Origin of the sequence: Treponema sp. Marseille-Q3903, from assembly GCF_014334335.1 — a bacterium.
Lineage (GTDB): Bacteria > Spirochaetota > Spirochaetia > Treponematales > Treponemataceae > Treponema_D.
In genome coordinates this window covers 59163-77180 of record NZ_JACSEU010000002.1, presented here as the reverse complement: position 1 = coordinate 77180, position 18018 = coordinate 59163, and the positions used below count along the sequence as shown (strand labels likewise).

Genomic DNA, 18018 nt, shown 5'->3' with positions numbered 1-18018 from the left:
TGTTATACTTTATCCATAATAAAAAGGAATCATAGAATCACAATAAGAAGAGGATTTTATTATGGAAATGACTTTACGTTGGTACGGAAAAGGTTTTGATTCCGTTACTTTGCAGCAGATCAGACAAGTGCCGGGTGTACACGGAGTTATCACAACTTTGTATGACTCTGTTCCGGGAGAGGCTTGGGAACTCAATGCGATCCGAAAAATAAAAAAAGAAGTTTCAGATGCCGGACTTAAGATTGCCGGTATCGAAAGCGTAAACATTCATGATGACATCAAAATCGGAAGCGGCAGCAGAGACAAATACATCGAAAACTACATTAAAACGCTTGAACTGCTTGGTCAGGAAGATATCCGCATGGTTTGCTACAACTTTATGCCTGTTTTTGATTGGACTCGTTCGGAGCTAGCTCGTGTTCGTGAAGATGGTTCAACTGTCCTTGCGTATAATTCAAATGCAGTAGATTCTATAAAGCCTGAAGAGATGTTCAAGTCAATAGACAAAGATTCAAATGGTTTTATTCTTCCCGGTTGGGAACCTGAGCGCATGGCGAGAGTAAAAGAGCTTTTTGACATGTACAAAGAAGTGACACCGGAAAAACTTTTTGAAAACCTTGTATATTTCTTAAAAGCTATCATGCCGGTCTGTGATAAATACAATATCGATATGGCAATCCATCCCGATGATCCTGCATGGTCTGTTTTTGGACTTCCACGCATCATAACATGTCAGGAAAATGTAGTAAAAATGCTAAGCGCCGTAGACAATCCTCACAACGGAATTACATTTTGTACAGGTTCTTATGGAACAAACCGCAAAAACGACCTTTGTGCAATGATAAAAGCGGCTACGGGACGCATTCATTTTGCCCATATCAGAAACTTGAAATTCAATACCCCGATAGACGATCCTGTTCAGGATTTTCAGGAGTCTGCACACCTTTCTGCTGACGGCACATTCGATATGTTCAAAATAGTAAAAACACTTTATGAGACAGGTTTTGATGGAGTTGTCCGCCCTGACCACGGACGTATGATTTGGGGCGAAAAAGCGATGCCGGGATACGGCTTGTATGACCGTGCACTCGGCGCTTCTTATCTCAACGGACTTTGGGAAGCATGCGAAAAGAGTTTTGACCGTTCAAAAACAAAATTGTATAGATAATCAGGCGGAAGTTTTTCTCGGACAGCGTTTACCGCAACCGTTTGACTCGTGCAATGTTGATATTTTCTTTGGAGGATGAATGAAACTTACAGAAGAAGGATTAAAGAATAAGGAAGAATGGCTTAAAAAAGGTTATTTTCTTCCGAAGTTTGATAGAAAAGCTGTAGAAGCTGCAACGAAAAAATCACCGTTTTGGGTTCATTTTGGTGCAGGAAATATATTCCGTGCATTTCAAGCAAATGTAACTCAAAATCTTTTAAATGACAGCGTGATAGAATGTGGGCTTGTCGTTGCCGAAGGTTATGATTACGAAATCATAGAAAAGATGTACCGGCCGCACGATAATATCGGCGTTCTTGTCACTCTCAAATCTAATGGTTCAGTCGAAAAAACAGTTGTGGCGTCAATCATGGAATCTTTGACAGCTGATTCCGACAATGAAAAAGACTGGGCACGCTTGTGCGAGATTTTCAGAAATCCTTCACTCCAGATAGTCAGTTTTACAATCACAGAAAAAGGTTACTTGCTCCGCAACGCTGCAGGAGTCTCAATGCCGGGAATAGAAGAAGACTTTGCAATGGGACCTGTTCTTCCAAAATCTTACATAGGAAAAGTCGTTACATTGCTTCACGAACGTTTTGTGAACGGAGAGCTCCCTGTTGCAATGGTCAGCATGGATAACTGTTCACACAACGGCGATAAACTTTACGCTGCTGTAAACGAATTTGCGCGGGAGTGGGAAACACGCTGCGTATGCAAGCCGGGATTTTTAGATTATGTCAACGACGAATCAAAAGTCAGTTTTCCGTGGACAATGATAGACAAAATAACGCCTCGCCCCGATACAAAAATAGAAAAGATTCTCAGCGATGACGGAATTGAGCAGCTTGAACCTGTAATCACTTCTAAAAAAACTTATGTTGCGCCATTTGTAAATGCCGAAGAATGCCAGTATTTAGTTATCGAAGACAAATTTCCTAACGGTCGCCCTGAACTCGAAAGAGCCGGATTGTATTTTACAGACAGAGAAACTGTAGACAAAGTTGAAAAAATGAAAGTCTGCACTTGTCTAAATCCTCTGCACACTTTTCTCGCTATAAGCGGCTGTTTGCTCGGCTATACTTTGATTTCCGACGAAATGAAAGACGCAGACTTGCTTCGCCTTGTAAAGCGACTCGGATACGAAGAGGGGCTTCCTGTCGTTGTAGACCCTAAAATCATAAAACCTCGTGATTTTATAGACGAAGTTGTAAACATCCGTATTCCGAATCCGTTTATGCCTGATACTCCGCAGAGAATTGCATGCGATACTTCACAAAAATTGAGCATTCGTTTTGGAGAAACTATAAAAGGCTACCTCGCGCGAAAAGATTTATCTATTGAAAACTTAAAAGTTGTTCCCCTTGTATTTGCATTGTGGCTTCGCTATCTTATGGCAATCGATGATGATGGAAACGAGTTTGAATTAAGCCCTGATCCTCTTTTGTCCGATGTGCAAAAATATGTCGCAAATGTAAAACTCGGCGAGAAGTTCGATGTTCACAAAGCAGCCGGACAGTTGCTGAAGCGCTCGGAAATCTTCGGCGTTGACCTGTACAAAGTGGGGCTGGGCTCAGTTGTAGAAAAATATTTTGAAGCGCTCTGCCAAGGCAATGGTGCAGTCAGAAATGTTATTCAGGGAATCTAAATGAAAAAATTCTTAGACAAAAATTTTATACTTAAGACAAAAACCGCTCAAACTTTGTTTCACAAATACTGCAAAAATCAGCCGATTTTTGACTTTCACAATCACCTTCCGCCTCAGGAAATCTATGAAGACAAAACTCTGGGAAACCTCGCAAACGCTTGGCTTGACCATGATCACTACAAATGGCGTGCAATGCGCGCTTTTGGAGTTCCTGAAAACTTGATTACTGGTCATCTCAACAAAGACGGTTCTGTAAAAAAGGAATATTCAAACGATTACGAGCGCTACTTCGCTTTTGTCAAAACTCTCCAAAGCTGTATCGGAAATCCTCTCTATCATTGGAGTCACCTTGAGCTTCAGCGTTATTTTGGAATTACAGAAGCAGTGACAGAAAAAAATGCGAGAGATGTGTGGAACAGATGTAATGAACTTTTATCAAAAAAAGAGTTTACGCCGCGCAGCCTGCTTGAAAAAATGAATGTTCGTGAGCTTTGCACAACAGATGATCCTGTAGACAATCTCGAATATCATCAGAAACTCGCAAAAGAATGGAAAAATGTAAAAGTCAGACCGTCTTTTCGCCCTGATAACGTACTCTCCGCAGATTCCCCGATTTTCAAAGAATACATAAAAGGTCTCGAAAATCTTGCACAAAGAAAGTTTAAAAATATAGATGACATGATTGACTTTTTAGGAGAGAGAATCGATTTTTTCAAATCTTGCGGTTGCGTTGTGAGCGACCATTCACTTGAAAATGATTTTTTTGCGGAAACGACAAAAAAAGATGCCGACCGTATTTTTAAAAAGGCGGCAGGTGGAAGCGCAATTTCTTCAGAAGAGTTGTGCAAATATAAAACTTACGTTCTGGCAAAACTCGGTGAACTATATGCGCAAAAAGGTCTTGTGATGCAGATTCACATCGGGGCTCTTAGAGACAATAATTCAATTCTATATGAAACTGTCGGGAAAAACATCGGCGAAGACAGCCTTGCAGATTTTAATTATGCCGCTCAGATTGGCGGACTTTTAAACGAAATTTACAGCCGCAATCAGGACGCTCGCGTTATCTTGTACAATCTCAATCCAAAAGACAACGAAGCGCTTGCGACAATGGCTGCAAATTTCCGCAACTGCCAGTTCGGGCCGGCGTGGTGGTTTAACGATCATAAAGACGGAATCGAAGAGCAACTAAGAGTTTACGCTCGCACCGGCGTTCTGGGAAAATATCCTGGAATGTTGACAGACAGCAGAAGTTTCCTTTCTTATCCGCGTCACGAATACTTTAGGCGCATTTTATGCAATTTTGTGGGAAATATTGTTGAAAACGGAGAATTTCCGTCTGATGAAAAACTGCTCGGAAAAATAGTTGAAGGAATCTGTTATAAAAATTCTGTAGAATTCTTCCGAATACCGTAAAATATAAAAAAGATGACGGAGTTTATTAAACGTGGTAACATGATGTTATAAACTAGAATACTAGTACATTGAAATGAGGTTGTTATGAATGATGCTTTATTGCAGATTGGAAAGATAGGAATTATTCCTGTCGTTGTTTTAAATAAAGTCAGCGACGCAGAACCATTGGCAAAAGCTTTGATGAATGGCGGACTTCCTTGTGCAGAAGTCACATTTAGGACTGATGCGGCAGAAGAAAGCATCAAAGCGATAACAAAAAAATACAGTGATATGTTTGTGATTGCCGGAACAGTTCTTTCGATAGAACAGGTAGACCGCGCAATCGGGGCAGGAGCTAAAGCAATCGTATCACCCGGATTTAATCCGAAAGTTGTGGAATATTGCCTCAAAAACAACTATCCTGTCTGTCCCGGAATTATGACACCGTCAGAATTGGAAATGGCTTTAGGGTTCGGGCTCGATGTTGTAAAATTTTTCCCTGCGGAAAATGCCGGCGGATTAAAAATGATAAAGGCGATGAGCGCACCGTACACGATGATGAAGTTTATGCCGACAGGTGGAATCAACTCTGTAAATGTCCGAGAGTACCTTGCTTGCGATAAAATCTTAGCGTGCGGCGGCAGTTGGATGGTGAAAGGAGAGCTGATCGATGATGGTGATTTTGGAAAAATCGAAAAACTGACACGAGAAGCTGCAAATATTGTTGAGGAAATCAGAAAATAAATCACACGCAGTAAGTGTGAACAAAAGAGAGGAATGACAATGAAAGTAGTAACATTTGGTGAACTTATGCTTAGACTTGAACCGGAAGGATATTTCCGTTTCGTTCAGGTAGACAAAATGACTTCGACATTCGGAGGTGGAGAAGCAAACGTCTCTGTTTCCCTCGCAAACTATGGACTAGATTCTTATTTTGTAACAAAATTGCCGAAACACGAAATCGGACAAGCCGCAATCAACAGTTTGCGCCGTTACGGTGTAAACACTAATTATATTGTTCGTGGGGGAGAGCGCGTAGGCATCTACTACAACGAACGTGGAGCTAGCCAACGCGGTTCAAAATGCATATATGACCGCGCTCATTCATCGATTGCAGAGTCAAAACCGGAAGATTTTAACTGGAAAGAAATTTTTAAAGATTGTAAATGGTTTCACATCACAGGAATAACTCCGGCACTCGGCGGAAATATGGTTCAAATCTGTATCGAAGCGTGTAAAGCTGCAAAAGATGCCGGTGCTACAGTGAGCTGCGATTTAAACTATCGTGGAAAACTTTGGACACGAGAACAAGCCCGCAAAGCAATGACAGAAATCTGCAAATACGTAGATGTTTGCATTTCCAACGAAGAAGATGCAAAAGACGTATTTGGAATTGAGGCTGAAAACACAGATATCAACAGCGGAAAGTTGAACAAAGACGGATACAAGTCGGTTGCGAAACAGCTCGCCGAAAAATTCGGCTTTAAAAAGGTCGCAATCACACTTCGCACTTCAATAAACGCAAACCGCAACAACTGGGCAGCACTTTTGTATGACGGCAAAGATTACTGTTTTAGCAAAGAATACGAAATGTACATAGTTGACAGAGTAGGGGGCGGTGACAGTTTTGGCGGCGGATTGATATATGCGCTTTTGAACGGAAAATCAATCCGAGACTCCGTCGAGTTTGCAGTTGCCGCATCTTGCTTAAAGCACTCAATCGAAGGCGATTACAACATGGTCAGCGTTGACGAAGTTGAAAAGCTCGCCGGAGGAAACGCAAGCGGCCGGATTCAGCGTTAGTCAAAGTGATGTTGGGGAAAATTAAAACTATTCAGTTTTTAAGTTTATTTCTTTTACTTTAAACAAACAATCGTGTATAATATTCTCTATGTTAGAAGTTCTTACTGATACTGACTATGAAATGTTCCGTAAAGTCATCTATGATGAGAGCGGAATTACATTTTCGGATACAAACCGGTCTATTCTTGACAGCCGCATAAAAGAGATTCTGCGTAATAATAATATTGCCACTCCACAGGAATATTATGCGATTATCACGAAGAATCCTGAAGAGATGAAAAAGATGCTGGATTCGGTCACAACTAATCTTACGCGTTTCTTCCGAAACCAACCTCACTTTGATGCTTTTATTCATTACGTAATTCCAAAAGTAATCGAATTTAAAAAAGCAAGCGGGGACCGCAACATTAAGATTTGGAGTGCCGGATGTTCGACCGGAGAAGAACCTTACACAATCGCAATGATTATGAAGGAAATTTGTCCTCCTGGTTTCACATTCCATATTACGGCATCTGACATTTCTCTAAAATCACTTATGGTGGCACAGCAAGGGTTTTATTCGGAAGCAAGGGTTGAAGGTGTCCCTCCTAACTATCTTGCAAAATACTTCACAAAAGTTGATGGCGGATATCAGATTAAAGAAGATGTTAAGAAAACAATTCATTTTGACTATCACAACTTAAAAAATGATTCAGGCGCAAGAAATCTTGACGTTATATTCTGTCGCAATGTTCTTATTTATTTTGATGAACCTGCGCAGCTTACTGTAGTCAATCATTTTTATGATTCAATGTCAGAGCATTCATTTCTTTATATCGGGCACTCAGAATCTTTGTTTGGAATGAATACAAAGTTTGAATTTTTAAAAACGGATTGGGCTTGTCTTTACGGCAAAAACATAAAGTAGCAGTCTCATTCGGTTTGAGTGAGCATAAATTTATTTTTAAAGAGCGTTTATTATGGATGATATTTCAGTAATGATTTGTGACGATTCTGCCTTGATGCGAAATTTAATCGGTAGAATTATTGATGAGACAACAGGGTTGTCTGTTTGCGGAAAAACAGAAAATGGCAAGGATCTTCTTGAAAAATTAGAGTCGACAAAGCCCGATGTTATTCTTCTTGATATTGAAATGCCTGTGATGAATGGAGTTCAATTCCTTGAAGAAAGAAAAAAGCGTTTGAGCAATATTCCGGTCATTATCCTTTCAAGTGTTGCAACTGAAGGTGCTGCGGTAACGATGAAGTGCCTTGAGCTTGGCGCATCGGATTTTATCACAAAACCGGGCGGAGCTTCTGTTACGCTGAGAATCGGTGATGTAACAAAAGATATTATAGAATATGTTGCTTCTTATGGAGGAGCATACGCTAAGGCTCATGGCAAGAAAGTTCCTGAACCTGAATTCTTTAGCCACCAGATTAAACTCAAAGAAGCGGAAAGATTTATCATAAAGAAGAAAGGCGAAGATGTCGCAAAGACAGCATCAATTACAAAACAAGACAGCGTCCCTCAAGCTTGGTTCCAATCAAAAGTAAAAGAGCCTATCGTGATTACTCCTGAGCGTCCGGGCGGCAAAATTGAAATTATCGGAATAGGAATTTCTACGGGAGGTCCTAACGCCCTTCGCGATGTATTTAAGACAATTGACCCGAATTTGAAACAGCCTATACTTGTTGTTCAGCACATGCCTGCCGGATTCACCGCGGAATTTGCTCAGAGTCTCAACAGTATATGTCCGCTTGAAGTTTCTGAGGCAAAAGACGGAGAACCGGTTCTCGGTGGGCACGTCTACATTGCTCCTGGAAGTTACCACATGTTTGTTGAACGCAAAGCGATAGGAAACTTCATAAAACTTTCTCAAGACAATCCACGAAATGGACACAGACCTTCTTGCGATGTTTTGTTTGAGTCAATTGCAGAGATATTCCAAAACCGTGCGCTTGGTGTAATTATGACAGGTATGGGTAGAGATGGTGCTGCAGAACTTGCAGAAATGCGTAAAAAAGGCGCATGGACGCTCGGGCAAGATAAAGATACAAGCATCGTTTACGGAATGCCGAAAGTAGCCTTTGAACTCGGTGGGGTAGAGCGCCAAGTCCCTCTCTCTCAGATGGCAGACGAAATCAGTAAACTTGCGCGAGAGCACTTGTATTCATAAATCTAATCAAAGTTGAAATTATTTAATTTTTCTGGTCGCTGCGAATATTATGATTACAGTGACCAGAAAAAAACATCCCGAACAGATAAATCTGTACATCTCTGTTGTGCATTTTATTGAAAACAATCGCGAGAGCTGCGGTGAAAAGTACCATCCTGAAAATGCGGCTGCAATCGGGATAAGCAAGCAAAAAATGTGGACGAGACCCGAAAAAAAACTTTTCATTTTTCTATTTCTTTTATCCTTTTGATACATTCACATTCTCCGTTTTTATTTTTAAGAAGCGAATAAGTGTCTCGCAGATTGTAAAGAGCGTCAAGATAATATGGATTTAATGAAACTGCTTGTTCAAAATATTCAGAAGCACATTTATAATTTTCAGACTGAAATTCACATATTCCAAGCAGATTCCAAAGATGAGAATTGCGAGGATTAAAGTCTAACGCTTGGACGCAGATGGTGTGAACTTTTTCCAAGTTTTTTCTCATCAGGCAGATTGTCGCATAAGTTTCGGCAACATCTGTTTTTTCTGGGGCAATTCTAAAAGATGTTGAGAGCGCTTTTTCTGCATCTTCAAGTTTTCCGGCATCGCGGTATGTAACTCCCAAATTGTACCACAAAAGATAATTGTTTTTTTCAATAACGATTGCGCGTTTAAAGCAGGCGATCGCTTCGATAAAATCGCCATCAGATGCAAATATAATTGCCTGATTGTTGAGTTTGTCCGGTTTTTCTGTCATCTGAATGCCTCCGGAATCATTGAAATGAATAATTCCTCTATTGATGAGGAAGCAAAAAGCTTTGAATTATCGTAAATAATTTTGCTTCCGCGCGATGCTGCTTCCTTTATGCATGAATCTGTCTCAAGCAGCTTGATGCAATCTTCAACTGCCGGCGATTCAATTCCTTCTTTTGAAGCTCTCATCATAAAGTCTTCGAGTTTAGATTTATCATCAGCGTGTTTTTGAGAATAAATGATGATAGGAAGGCTTTTTTTGCCTTCTACGATATCGTCGCCACGTTTTTTTCCGGGGTTACCTGTCGTAAGGTTTATAACATCATCTATAATCTGAAACCCAATCCCAATATTTGAAGCAATATCACCGTATATATTTGCTTGTTCAAAATTCATTCCGCCTGCAATACATCCTAGCTTTGCAGCAAGGCTTGCAAGAGTTCCCGTCTTTGATTTTACCATTGCAAAGTACTCCTGTTTAGATGGAAAAACAGAAGGATTTCTATGCCAAAATATGTCCATAGCCTGCCCAAGGTGGAGTTTGCGGAGTTCGCTTGAATAAACTTTGTAAAGTTCAAGTTTTTTTTCAGCGCTAATTTTAAGTTCATTGATGCACGCTGTAGCTTCAAAATAAAGCCAAGAAGCTGCATTTAGTGCAGTATCTAGCCCATAAGTTATATATGCAGCAGGTTTTCCACGCCGTAAATCTGATTTATCTTCTATATCGTCTTGGATTAAACTTGCTGTGTGGGCAAACTCAACAAGCGGAGTTATTGAATATGCCTGTTCTTCTGTAAGAGCACTTTCACTATGCTGATTTTTTGCCGTCTCATAACACAATATCAACAAGAGAGGACGCCAGCGTTTTCCACCAAGTTCAATCAGAGCTTTGTTGGGTTCAATAAGATTTTTGATGTGTTCGGCTGTGACTCCATCCGGGAGTTTTCCAAACGAACGCATCGTCCAATCTTTTTCTGCGTTTGGAGGGAGAGCTTTTGTTAGGTATTGTTCTATGTTATTCAATCTGACAGAAAAATCTTTGTTCATATCACTGTTAAATATATATAAATTTTGACAAAAAGACAAATCAATGGTAAATTAAGCGTATGTTAAGCTCTTCAGCCTTATTTAAGGTTTTTGTCTTTACATTTTTTTTCGCCTAATGGCGAACACTTCTTTCTTTTTTGTGCGATGTGCCTCGATGGTAGTCCACGGTAACTAATCAAACAACATAGATCAATTGTCCTTTTTTACGGGAGTAATATATGAATTTAAAATACTATCAAAAAGAAATGGAATGTATGCCTGAGGCAGAACTCAAAAAACTTCAGGGAGAACGGCTTGCAGCCAATTTCCGCCATGTTTATGAAAATGTTGAATATTACAGAAATCGCTGCAAAGCTGCTGGCGTAACTCCTGATGATATTAAAGGTCTTGAAGACCTCGATAAAATTCCTTTTACATGCAAAGACGACTTGCGTGCGACTTATCCGTATGGACTTTTTGCCGTTCCGATGAAAGATGTCGTCCGTGTTCACGCATCTTCAGGGACAACAGGCAAACAGATTGTCGTCGGATACACTGCCGGTGACCTTGAAATCTGGAATGACTGCTGTGCGCGTCAGCTTGTTGCAATCGGAGCCGGGTCTGACGATTTTGTCCAGAACTCTTATGGCTATGGTATGTTCACCGGAGGTTTTGGCATCCACGGAGGAGCGACAAAGCTTGGGGCTGCTGTGATTCCTGTTTCTTCAGGAAACACGACTCGTCAGATAACATTTATGCGCGATTTTGGTTCTACTGTTTTGTGCTGTACACCTTCTTATGCTGCGTATCTTGGTGAGACTTTAAAAGAGATGGGGCTTTCTCCATCGGATATCAAACTAAAAGCCGGTATTTTTGGAGCTGAACCGTGGACAGAGGAGATGAGGGCAGATATTGAAAAAGCTCTTGGAATTAAAGCGTACGATATCTACGGGCTTACAGAAGTTATGGGACCGGGAGTTGCTTATGAATGTTTTGAACAAAAAGGTATGCACGTAAACGAAGACCATTTTATAATTGAAACAATCGACCCTGAAACAGGAAAACGTTTGCCGGACGGCGAAAAAGGGGAGCTCGTGTTCACCGCAATTACAAAGCAGGCATTTCCGTTGATGCGTTTCCGCACAAAAGATATCGGTGTTTTGAATCGTAAAAGATGCGCATGTGGACGTACATTTGTCAGAATGTCAAAACCTATGGGACGCACAGACGATATGCTTATAATCCGCGGTGTAAACGTGTTCCCGAGCCAGATAGAAGGAGTTCTGCTCCAAAACGGATATCAAGCTAACTATCAGATTATCGTTGGAAGAGAAAACAACAACGACACATTTGAAATCAAGGTAGAGATGATTCCTGAAAAATTCAGCGATGTCGTATCGGAAGTAAGCAAACAGGAAAAACTGTTGGAATCATCGCTTTTAACTGTCCTTCAGATAAAAGCAAAAGTGACGTTAGTTGCTCCAAAAAGCATTGCCCGTTCTGAAGGAAAAGCAAAGCGCGTGATTGATACACGAAAACTACATGATTAACAGGAGCGTGCTAAAAATTACTTCCGTATAATTTTTAGCACTAAAGTTTACTTTGCGCGTCGCGCTTCATAAACTTTGATACAGAGCGTCCGTGCGCTGCCGCTAACGCGGTGTTTAATAGGAGATTTTAATTATGACAGTCAAACAACTTTCTATTTTTTTGGAAAACAAACCTGAAACTCTTGCAACTCTCACAGATATTCTTGCAAAAAATAAAATCAACATGCGGGCTTTGATGCTCGCCGATACATCTGATTTTGGAATTGCACGGATTATAACAGACGAGCCTGAGCAAGCGGCAGAAATACTTAGGAAAGAAGATTATGTCGTGAATGTGACTGGAGTCATCGCAATTGAGATACCGGATGAGTCAGGCAGTTTAAACAAGATTCTCAAGATTTTGGGAGAGAACGGCCGCAATTTGGAATATATGTATGGCTTTACCGGAAAGAAGACAAATTCTGCATGTATGATAATTCGTTGTACCGATGTTCCAAAAGCAGAAGAAATCCTCATAAAACAGGGAATAAATACTATCGGTCACGCAGACCTCAAAGACTTATAGGAAAAAAAGAACCAAACCGAAATAAAATGATTTGACAAATGGAAGCTATTGTCCTACCCTTTAATAAATAACATGAAACATTTTCGTGTTATTAAAGGAGTTTTTTATGAAAAGAACAGCAAAATTGTTTATTTTGGTTGCGGCAGTTTCTGTGTTTTCATTTACGAGCTGTACTAAAAAAGATTCAACAACTAAGTCTGATGCGTCAAAAACTGTTACACTTAATTTGTGGTCATTTACAGATGAAGTGCCCGGCATGGTCGAAAAATACATTGCTACACATCCGGACTGTGGTTTTACATTGAATAAAACTATCATTGCTACAACTGATGGTGCTTATCAACCGGCGCTAGATCAAGCTCTTCAGGCTGGCGGTAAAGATGCTCCAGATATCTATTGTGCAGAAGCTGCTTTTGTTTTGAAATATACAAAAGGTTCCATGCAAGATTATGCAATGCCTTATAAATCTCTCGGCATTGATGTAAAGTCTGCCGTATCGAAAGCAGAGATTGCTCCATATACGATTGATATCGGATCTAACTCTAAAGGTGAACTCGACGGGCTCGGATTCCAGACAACCGGTGGATGTTTTATCTATCGCCGTTCTGTTGCAAAAAAAGTTTTTGGAACAGATGACCCTGAGGTAATTCAGGAAGTTCTTGGTGGTGGAACAGGAAAATGGGATAATTTCTGGGCTGCTGCTGAAAAATGTGCTTCAAAAGGTGTGTCAATTGTTTCCGGCGATGGCGATATCTGGCATGCTTACGAAAATTCTTCTGAAAAAGGTTGGATTGTAGATGGAAAACTCTATATCGACCCTAAAAGAGAAGCTTTCATTGACGCTTCAAGAATGCTTACAGATAACGGCTGGTCTAACAAGACAACAGACTGGCAGGACGCATGGTTTGCTGATATGAAAGGAACAGGACCAAAGCCTATTTTCGGATATTTTGGACCTGCTTGGCTTATAAACTATACACTCGCTCCAAACTGCGGTGGTTCTGCCGTTGGTGAAGGAACTTACGGAGATTGGGCTGTTTGTAACTCGCCAATAGGATTTTTCTGGGGCGGTACATGGCTTTTAGCTAACAAAAACGTACCAAAAGAAAAAATCAACGCCGTTAAGACTATCATAGAATGGATTACATTGGATACAACAGAAGATGGTCTGCTTTACAAATGGGCTAACGGTACTCTGAACGGCGAAGGCGGTACAAAAGATACAGTTGCATCAGGCGCAGTAATGGCGAAATCTGATGGTAGATTGGCATTCCTTGGCGGACAAAATATGTTCGATTACTTCGTACCGGCTAATAAATATGCTAATGGTAAGAACCTCACTGAGTTGGACGAATCAATCAACTTGCTCTGGCGTGATCAGGTTCGTGCTTATGCCAACGGACAAAAATCACGAGAAGCTGCAATTGCAGATTTCAAACAGACTGTATCTGACACACTCGGTGTGGATGTTAAGTAATTGATTGACTTAATCATGTAAATAATAAGAGGGCTGTCATTTATTTGATAGCCCTTGTTTTTGTTTAATAATATTTAATAGCATAAAGTTAAATCTGTTTTATTTGAGGTGTCCGCATGAATAGAAAGAGGAAAATTAGTTATGCTAAGTATGGGTATATATTTAGCATTCCTTTTATAGTTGCATATCTTATATTTTCGCTTTATCCGACTTTATATACAGCAATAATAGGTTTTACGGATTTGAAAGGGGTTGGTAAAAATTCTTGGAATTTTCTTTCTGTTACGAATTTCTTTGCAAATTACGCAAAAATTTTGACAATGCCAACTTTTCATATTGCCTTGAAAAATACTGTAAAAATGTGGGTTTGTAACTTTATACCGCAAATGGTTATGGCGCTCTTGCTTTCTGCATGGTTTACAAATAGACGCATAAAAATCCCGGGACAGGGAGCATTTAAAGTATTGTTTTACATGCCAAACATTATAACAGCAGCTACAGTTGCCATTCTGTTTGCCGCGTTGTTTGGCTATCCTATGGGGCCTGTCAACGATCTTCTCCAGCGATTCCATATTACAAAAAAGCCATTCTTTTTTCTGGCTAGTAGAACGGCTGCACAGAATATCATCATCTTTATTCAGACATGGATGTGGTATGGTTATACAATGATAATCATCATTTCCGGTGTTCTCGGTATTAACCCTGATATTTTTGAAGCGGCAGACATTGATGGCGCAAACGGCTGGCAAGTTTTCTGGAAAATCACAATTCCAAGCATCAAAACTATACTTTTATTTACTTTGGTAACATCGCTTATCGGCGGTTTGAATATGTTCGATATTCCGAACCTCCTCGTAAGTCAGAGCGGTCCTGATAATGCAACTTTGACAACAAGTGTATTGATATATCGGCTTGCGTTTCTCGGTGGCTACCAGTATAACCTAGCTTCTGCAATGTCTATGCTCATGTTTATCATCATTGTTATTTGTTCTGCACTTTTATTCTTTGCTCTTAGAGATAAAGATGAAGCAGCCCTGAAAAAAGAGAAAAAAATGGCCTTAAAAGAATATCGCAAGTCTCAGAAACTTGAATCAATAGGAGCGTCAAATGAGTAATAAAAAAGCAAAGGATGAGATTTTTAAAATTTTCGTTTTAATTGTGTGCATAATTCTCGCATGTTTAAGTTTGTTTCCTTTTATAATTATGATTGTGAATTCCACTCGGTCAACTTATGAAATTCAGCAGAGCGCAGTGTCGTTTATTCCGTCAAAATACTTTATTTCAAACCTCAAGATTCTTACAGGCAAGAGTTTTAATCCGGCTGTCGGGTTTTTGAATTCTTTGATAGTATCGATTTCTGTGACTGTTCTGACTTTATATTTTTCTACGTTGACTGCTTATGCGCTTGTAATGTATGACTGGAAATTAAAAAATGCATTTTTTAGTTTTATCATGGGTATAATGATGATTCCTGCAACAATTACAATTATCGGGTTTTATCAGATGGTTTACAAAATTCACATGACAAATAAATTTATCATGCTGATTTTGCCGGCGATTGCAGCTCCATCTCTTGTATTTTTTATGCGTCAGTATATGAAACCGGCAGTTTCTCCGTCATTAGTTGAATCAGCGCGAATAGATGGCGCTCACGAGTTTTTTACATTCAACATGATTGTTCTCCCCATTATGAAACCGGCACTTGCTACACAGGCTATTTTTTGTTTTGTAACTTCATGGAATGATTTGTTTAAGCCTCTTGTCTTGTTGACAAAACATAGTAAATACACATTGCCAATTATGGTCTCGCTTTTAAAAGGAGATATATATAAGACTGAATTTGGCAGCATTTATCTTGGACTGACATTTACAGTTTTGCCTCTTATCATAATATATATGCTTCTGTCTAGGTACATCGTAGCCGGGGTTGCTCTTGGCGCAGTAAAAGGCTAGCGAGATATTGAGAACATTGAAATTGAGCCTTATGTAGTGATATAAAAAAAATCCCTTGTTCATAATTGAGTTTCCGATTATAAACAAGGGATTTTTTTTGTTTTAGATTGGAATGAAATTATACCTTGAACTTGTTGACTTCATTTGTAAGTGCGTCAATGCTGTTTTTGTTTTTTACAGCAAGGTCTTTTACTTCATGGACAGCGTTGTTGATTTGCTGTACGCCGGCTGCCATCTCGTTCATGCTGTCTTTTGTGACTGTCGTGAGGTCGTCGAGTTTGCGCATTTCGTCTGCAACACCTTTGCCGCCGACGAGCATTTCCTCCGAACCGTTTTTAACTTCCACTGTTATAGAGCTGATGTTTTTGATAGCTGTCAAAACTTCTCGGCTTCCGTTTTCCTGTTCTTTCATTGCAGCTGTAATCTCCGCACTCATTCCTCGCACGCTTTCAGAGAGCTGGAATATTGCAGTAAACTTTTCTTCAACAATCTTAGAGCTTTCAGAAAGACCTGTTATGTCGTCGCCTAGCTTTTTGAGAGTATCTGTGATTGTCTTTCCCTGCATAGACGATTCTTCTGCAAGTTTTCTGATTTCGTCTGCGACAACTGCAAATCCTTTTCCCGCTTCTCCGGCGTGCGCTGCTTCTATCGCTGCGTTCATAGCGAGCAAGTTTGTTTGACTTGCAATGTTCTGAATTACGCTTGAAGCTTCAATCAAACCGCCTGATTCTGCTGCGATGTTCTGAGTTACAGTGTTCGAATTGACAAGCGTAGCTTTTCCTTCGGAAGTCGCCGTTGCAAGCTGTCTTACCATGTCGTCACTTTTTTCCAGAGATTTTGTGATAGATGCGATATTTGCAACCATCTCTTCTACAGCTGCCGAAGACTGCATTACGCTAGTAGCCTGAGTTTCTATGCTTGCGTTCAACGCTTCTATTGTGCGGATAATTTCTTCGATAGTGCCTGCCGTCTCTGTTACGCTTGCAGCTTGAGAAAGCGTCTGCTGTTTTACGCCGTCGATGTTTGCGCTTATTTCGTTTATTGCACTTGCAGTCTCTGTCATATTTGACGAAAGCTCTTCGCCTATTGACTTCATCTCGTTGGCGCTTTTGCCTGAGCTTTTTACTGCAATCCCAATTTTTTCAATTGTCTCGTTGAAATATTCTGAGAGGTCTGTGACTTCGTCATTGCCTGTTACAGGCAGGCGCACTGTCAAGTCTCCGTCTCCCTGAGCAATGTTTTTAAGAGCGGCAACTGCTGTTTGAACCGGTTTTACCATCACGCGCGCTATAAAGTATACGATAGCTATAGAGAGAACAAGAATAACTATGCCGATTACAACCATTGAAAGGCTTAGTGCGTTTACATATCCCATAAACTCCTCTTTAGGAGCTCGAATGATAACAGACCAATCAGTCGTCTTCATTGTTGCAAAAGATGCTATATATTCTTCACCTTTATATGTGTAATAGCCAATATCGCTTTCGTCTGTAGCTAAAACGTGTTTCAAAAATGTTGCTGTGGAATCGAGGCTTTCATCAGTTTTTCCCTGTTCTATGATGTTTGCTTGGTTTTTTACCAGCTCTGTATCTTTGTCGCCGATAATATTGCCGCTTTCTCCCATTACGTAGCATTTTCCCGTTTTACCTACAACAATGTCGTCTATCTGCTGAGAAATCCATAAACCATCGATGTCGGCGCTCAAAACACCGACAACTTTATTACCTTTTCCATAAATTGGTACTACAAGCGTTATTACGAGAGAACCTGTTGTGCGTTCATGGTAAGGTTCAGACATATAATTTTTTCCGGCGCTTGCCTGCTTGAAGTAGTCTCTGTCTTGTACGTTTACAGAGCCACCGTCATAATAAAATGTTCCGCCTATATCGATTACGTTAAATTCTTTTACATCCTTGTTGTGTTCAGCTTCTGCTGTAAGGCGCTTTGCCTTTTCGGGAAAAGAACACGAATCATCATAAAGAAAAGGCATTCGGGCAACCCCTTCCATTTTTTGAAAAAACGCTTTTACTCTTCCGTCAACAATTCCTGCAGTGTCGCCTGCTTTATTTGTTAGCTGTTCTTCAACTCTTTCTGTAACCGCTTTTCTTGCAATTTGAATGGCTAGGGCACCTTCAATAGAGGTTGCGATTGCAATAAGAAGTCCGAACATTAAGATTAATTTGCTTTTTATAGTAAACCTTTTTGACATGATAAAAACTCCTTGATTCATGTTGATTGAAAAATTATACCGGGATTTGTGAACATTGAACGCTGCAGTGTTATATATGCAAGTCCTAGTTTTAATTTAGTTAAATCATACTTTTTATGTTCATTAATATTTTTGTGTATAGACTTGTTATATTGTATATCAACTATTTTAATAATACAAATACTTTTTCAATTAGGTGACTAACAATTTGTGAGCTGATTCTTCATCTGTATGCTTATTGTAACTAATGCTTTAAAAGTGTAAAATGTTATCTCATAACATCATAAAAC

15 protein-coding genes are annotated in these 18018 nt (G+C 39.9%); 12 read left to right on the top strand and 3 right to left on the bottom strand.

Annotated features, from left to right (window positions below; genetic code table 11):
- The first annotated feature begins 61 nt into the window (after positions 1 to 61).
- From uxuA to cheB, 7 genes are all read left to right on the top strand, one after another.
- Complete coding sequence (gene uxuA, locus H9I37_RS10385; protein WP_187382653.1) at positions 62 to 1168, top strand: mannonate dehydratase; 1107 nt, start codon at positions 62 to 64, stop codon at positions 1166 to 1168.
- A gap of 79 nt (positions 1169 to 1247) precedes the next feature.
- A complete protein-coding gene (locus H9I37_RS10380) occupies positions 1248 to 2855 on the top strand; it encodes a mannitol dehydrogenase family protein (protein ID WP_187382652.1) in 1608 nt (535 codons plus the stop codon).
- Positions 2856 to 4271, top strand: coding sequence for a glucuronate isomerase (uxaC, locus tag H9I37_RS10375; RefSeq protein ID WP_187382651.1), 1416 nt, complete (start codon positions 2856 to 2858; stop codon positions 4269 to 4271).
- Between the two features lie 84 nt (positions 4272 to 4355).
- Entirely contained in the window at positions 4356 to 4994 is a 639-nt protein-coding gene (gene eda / locus H9I37_RS10370) for a bifunctional 4-hydroxy-2-oxoglutarate aldolase/2-dehydro-3-deoxy-phosphogluconate aldolase (protein WP_187382650.1), read from the top strand.
- A gap of 33 nt (positions 4995 to 5027) precedes the next feature.
- On the top strand, positions 5028 to 6053 hold the full coding sequence (locus tag H9I37_RS10365) for a sugar kinase (protein ID WP_187382649.1): 1026 nt from the start codon (positions 5028 to 5030) through the stop codon (positions 6051 to 6053).
- Between the two features lie 88 nt (positions 6054 to 6141).
- On the top strand, positions 6142 to 6960 hold the full coding sequence (locus H9I37_RS10360) for a CheR family methyltransferase (protein ID WP_187382648.1): 819 nt from the start codon (positions 6142 to 6144) through the stop codon (positions 6958 to 6960).
- Positions 6961 to 7012: 52 nt separating this feature from the next.
- Positions 7013 to 8212 carry a chemotaxis-specific protein-glutamate methyltransferase CheB gene (gene cheB, locus H9I37_RS10355; RefSeq protein ID WP_187382647.1) on the top strand — a complete coding sequence of 400 codons (1200 nt, stop codon included), beginning with the start codon at positions 7013 to 7015 and terminating at the stop codon, positions 8210 to 8212.
- Positions 8213 to 8433: 221 nt separating this feature from the next.
- On the opposite strand, the gene H9I37_RS10350 is transcribed toward cheB, so the two are convergent.
- Both H9I37_RS10350 and H9I37_RS10345 read right to left on the bottom strand, forming a co-directional pair.
- Complete coding sequence (locus H9I37_RS10350; RefSeq protein WP_187382646.1) at positions 8434 to 8952, bottom strand: tetratricopeptide repeat protein; 519 nt, start codon at positions 8950 to 8952, stop codon at positions 8434 to 8436.
- Entirely contained in the window at positions 8949 to 9995 is a 1047-nt protein-coding gene (locus tag H9I37_RS10345; protein ID WP_187382645.1) for a polyprenyl synthetase family protein, read from the bottom strand. The genes H9I37_RS10350 and H9I37_RS10345 overlap by 4 nt, the downstream gene beginning before the upstream one ends.
- A 218-nt stretch (positions 9996 to 10213) precedes the next feature.
- On the opposite strand from H9I37_RS10345, the gene H9I37_RS10340 reads away from it, so the two are divergent.
- The 5 genes from H9I37_RS10340 (at position 10214) to H9I37_RS10320 (ending at position 15519) form a co-directional block, all read left to right on the top strand.
- Positions 10214 to 11524, top strand: coding sequence for a phenylacetate--CoA ligase family protein (locus H9I37_RS10340; RefSeq protein ID WP_187382644.1), 1311 nt, complete (start codon positions 10214 to 10216; stop codon positions 11522 to 11524).
- Between the two features lie 133 nt (positions 11525 to 11657).
- Positions 11658 to 12089, top strand: coding sequence for an amino acid-binding protein (locus H9I37_RS10335; RefSeq protein ID WP_187382643.1), 432 nt, complete (start codon positions 11658 to 11660; stop codon positions 12087 to 12089).
- Between the two features lie 106 nt (positions 12090 to 12195).
- Positions 12196 to 13566 (top strand): carbohydrate ABC transporter substrate-binding protein, encoded by a 1371-nt coding sequence (locus H9I37_RS10330; RefSeq protein WP_187382642.1) that lies wholly within the window; start codon positions 12196 to 12198, stop codon positions 13564 to 13566.
- A gap of 116 nt (positions 13567 to 13682) precedes the next feature.
- Positions 13683 to 14681 (top strand): carbohydrate ABC transporter permease, encoded by a 999-nt coding sequence (locus H9I37_RS10325; protein WP_187382641.1) that lies wholly within the window; start codon positions 13683 to 13685, stop codon positions 14679 to 14681.
- Complete coding sequence (locus H9I37_RS10320) at positions 14674 to 15519, top strand: carbohydrate ABC transporter permease (RefSeq protein WP_187382640.1); 846 nt, start codon at positions 14674 to 14676, stop codon at positions 15517 to 15519. The genes H9I37_RS10325 and H9I37_RS10320 overlap by 8 nt, the downstream gene beginning before the upstream one ends.
- A gap of 118 nt (positions 15520 to 15637) precedes the next feature.
- Here H9I37_RS10320 and H9I37_RS10315 read toward each other — a convergent pair whose 3' ends face one another.
- The gene (locus tag H9I37_RS10315) at positions 15638 to 17728 is read right to left on the bottom strand and encodes a methyl-accepting chemotaxis protein (protein WP_187382639.1); all 2091 of its coding nucleotides are present in this window, start codon (positions 17726 to 17728) and stop codon (positions 15638 to 15640) included.
- Between the last annotated feature and the right edge of the window lie 290 nt (positions 17729 to 18018).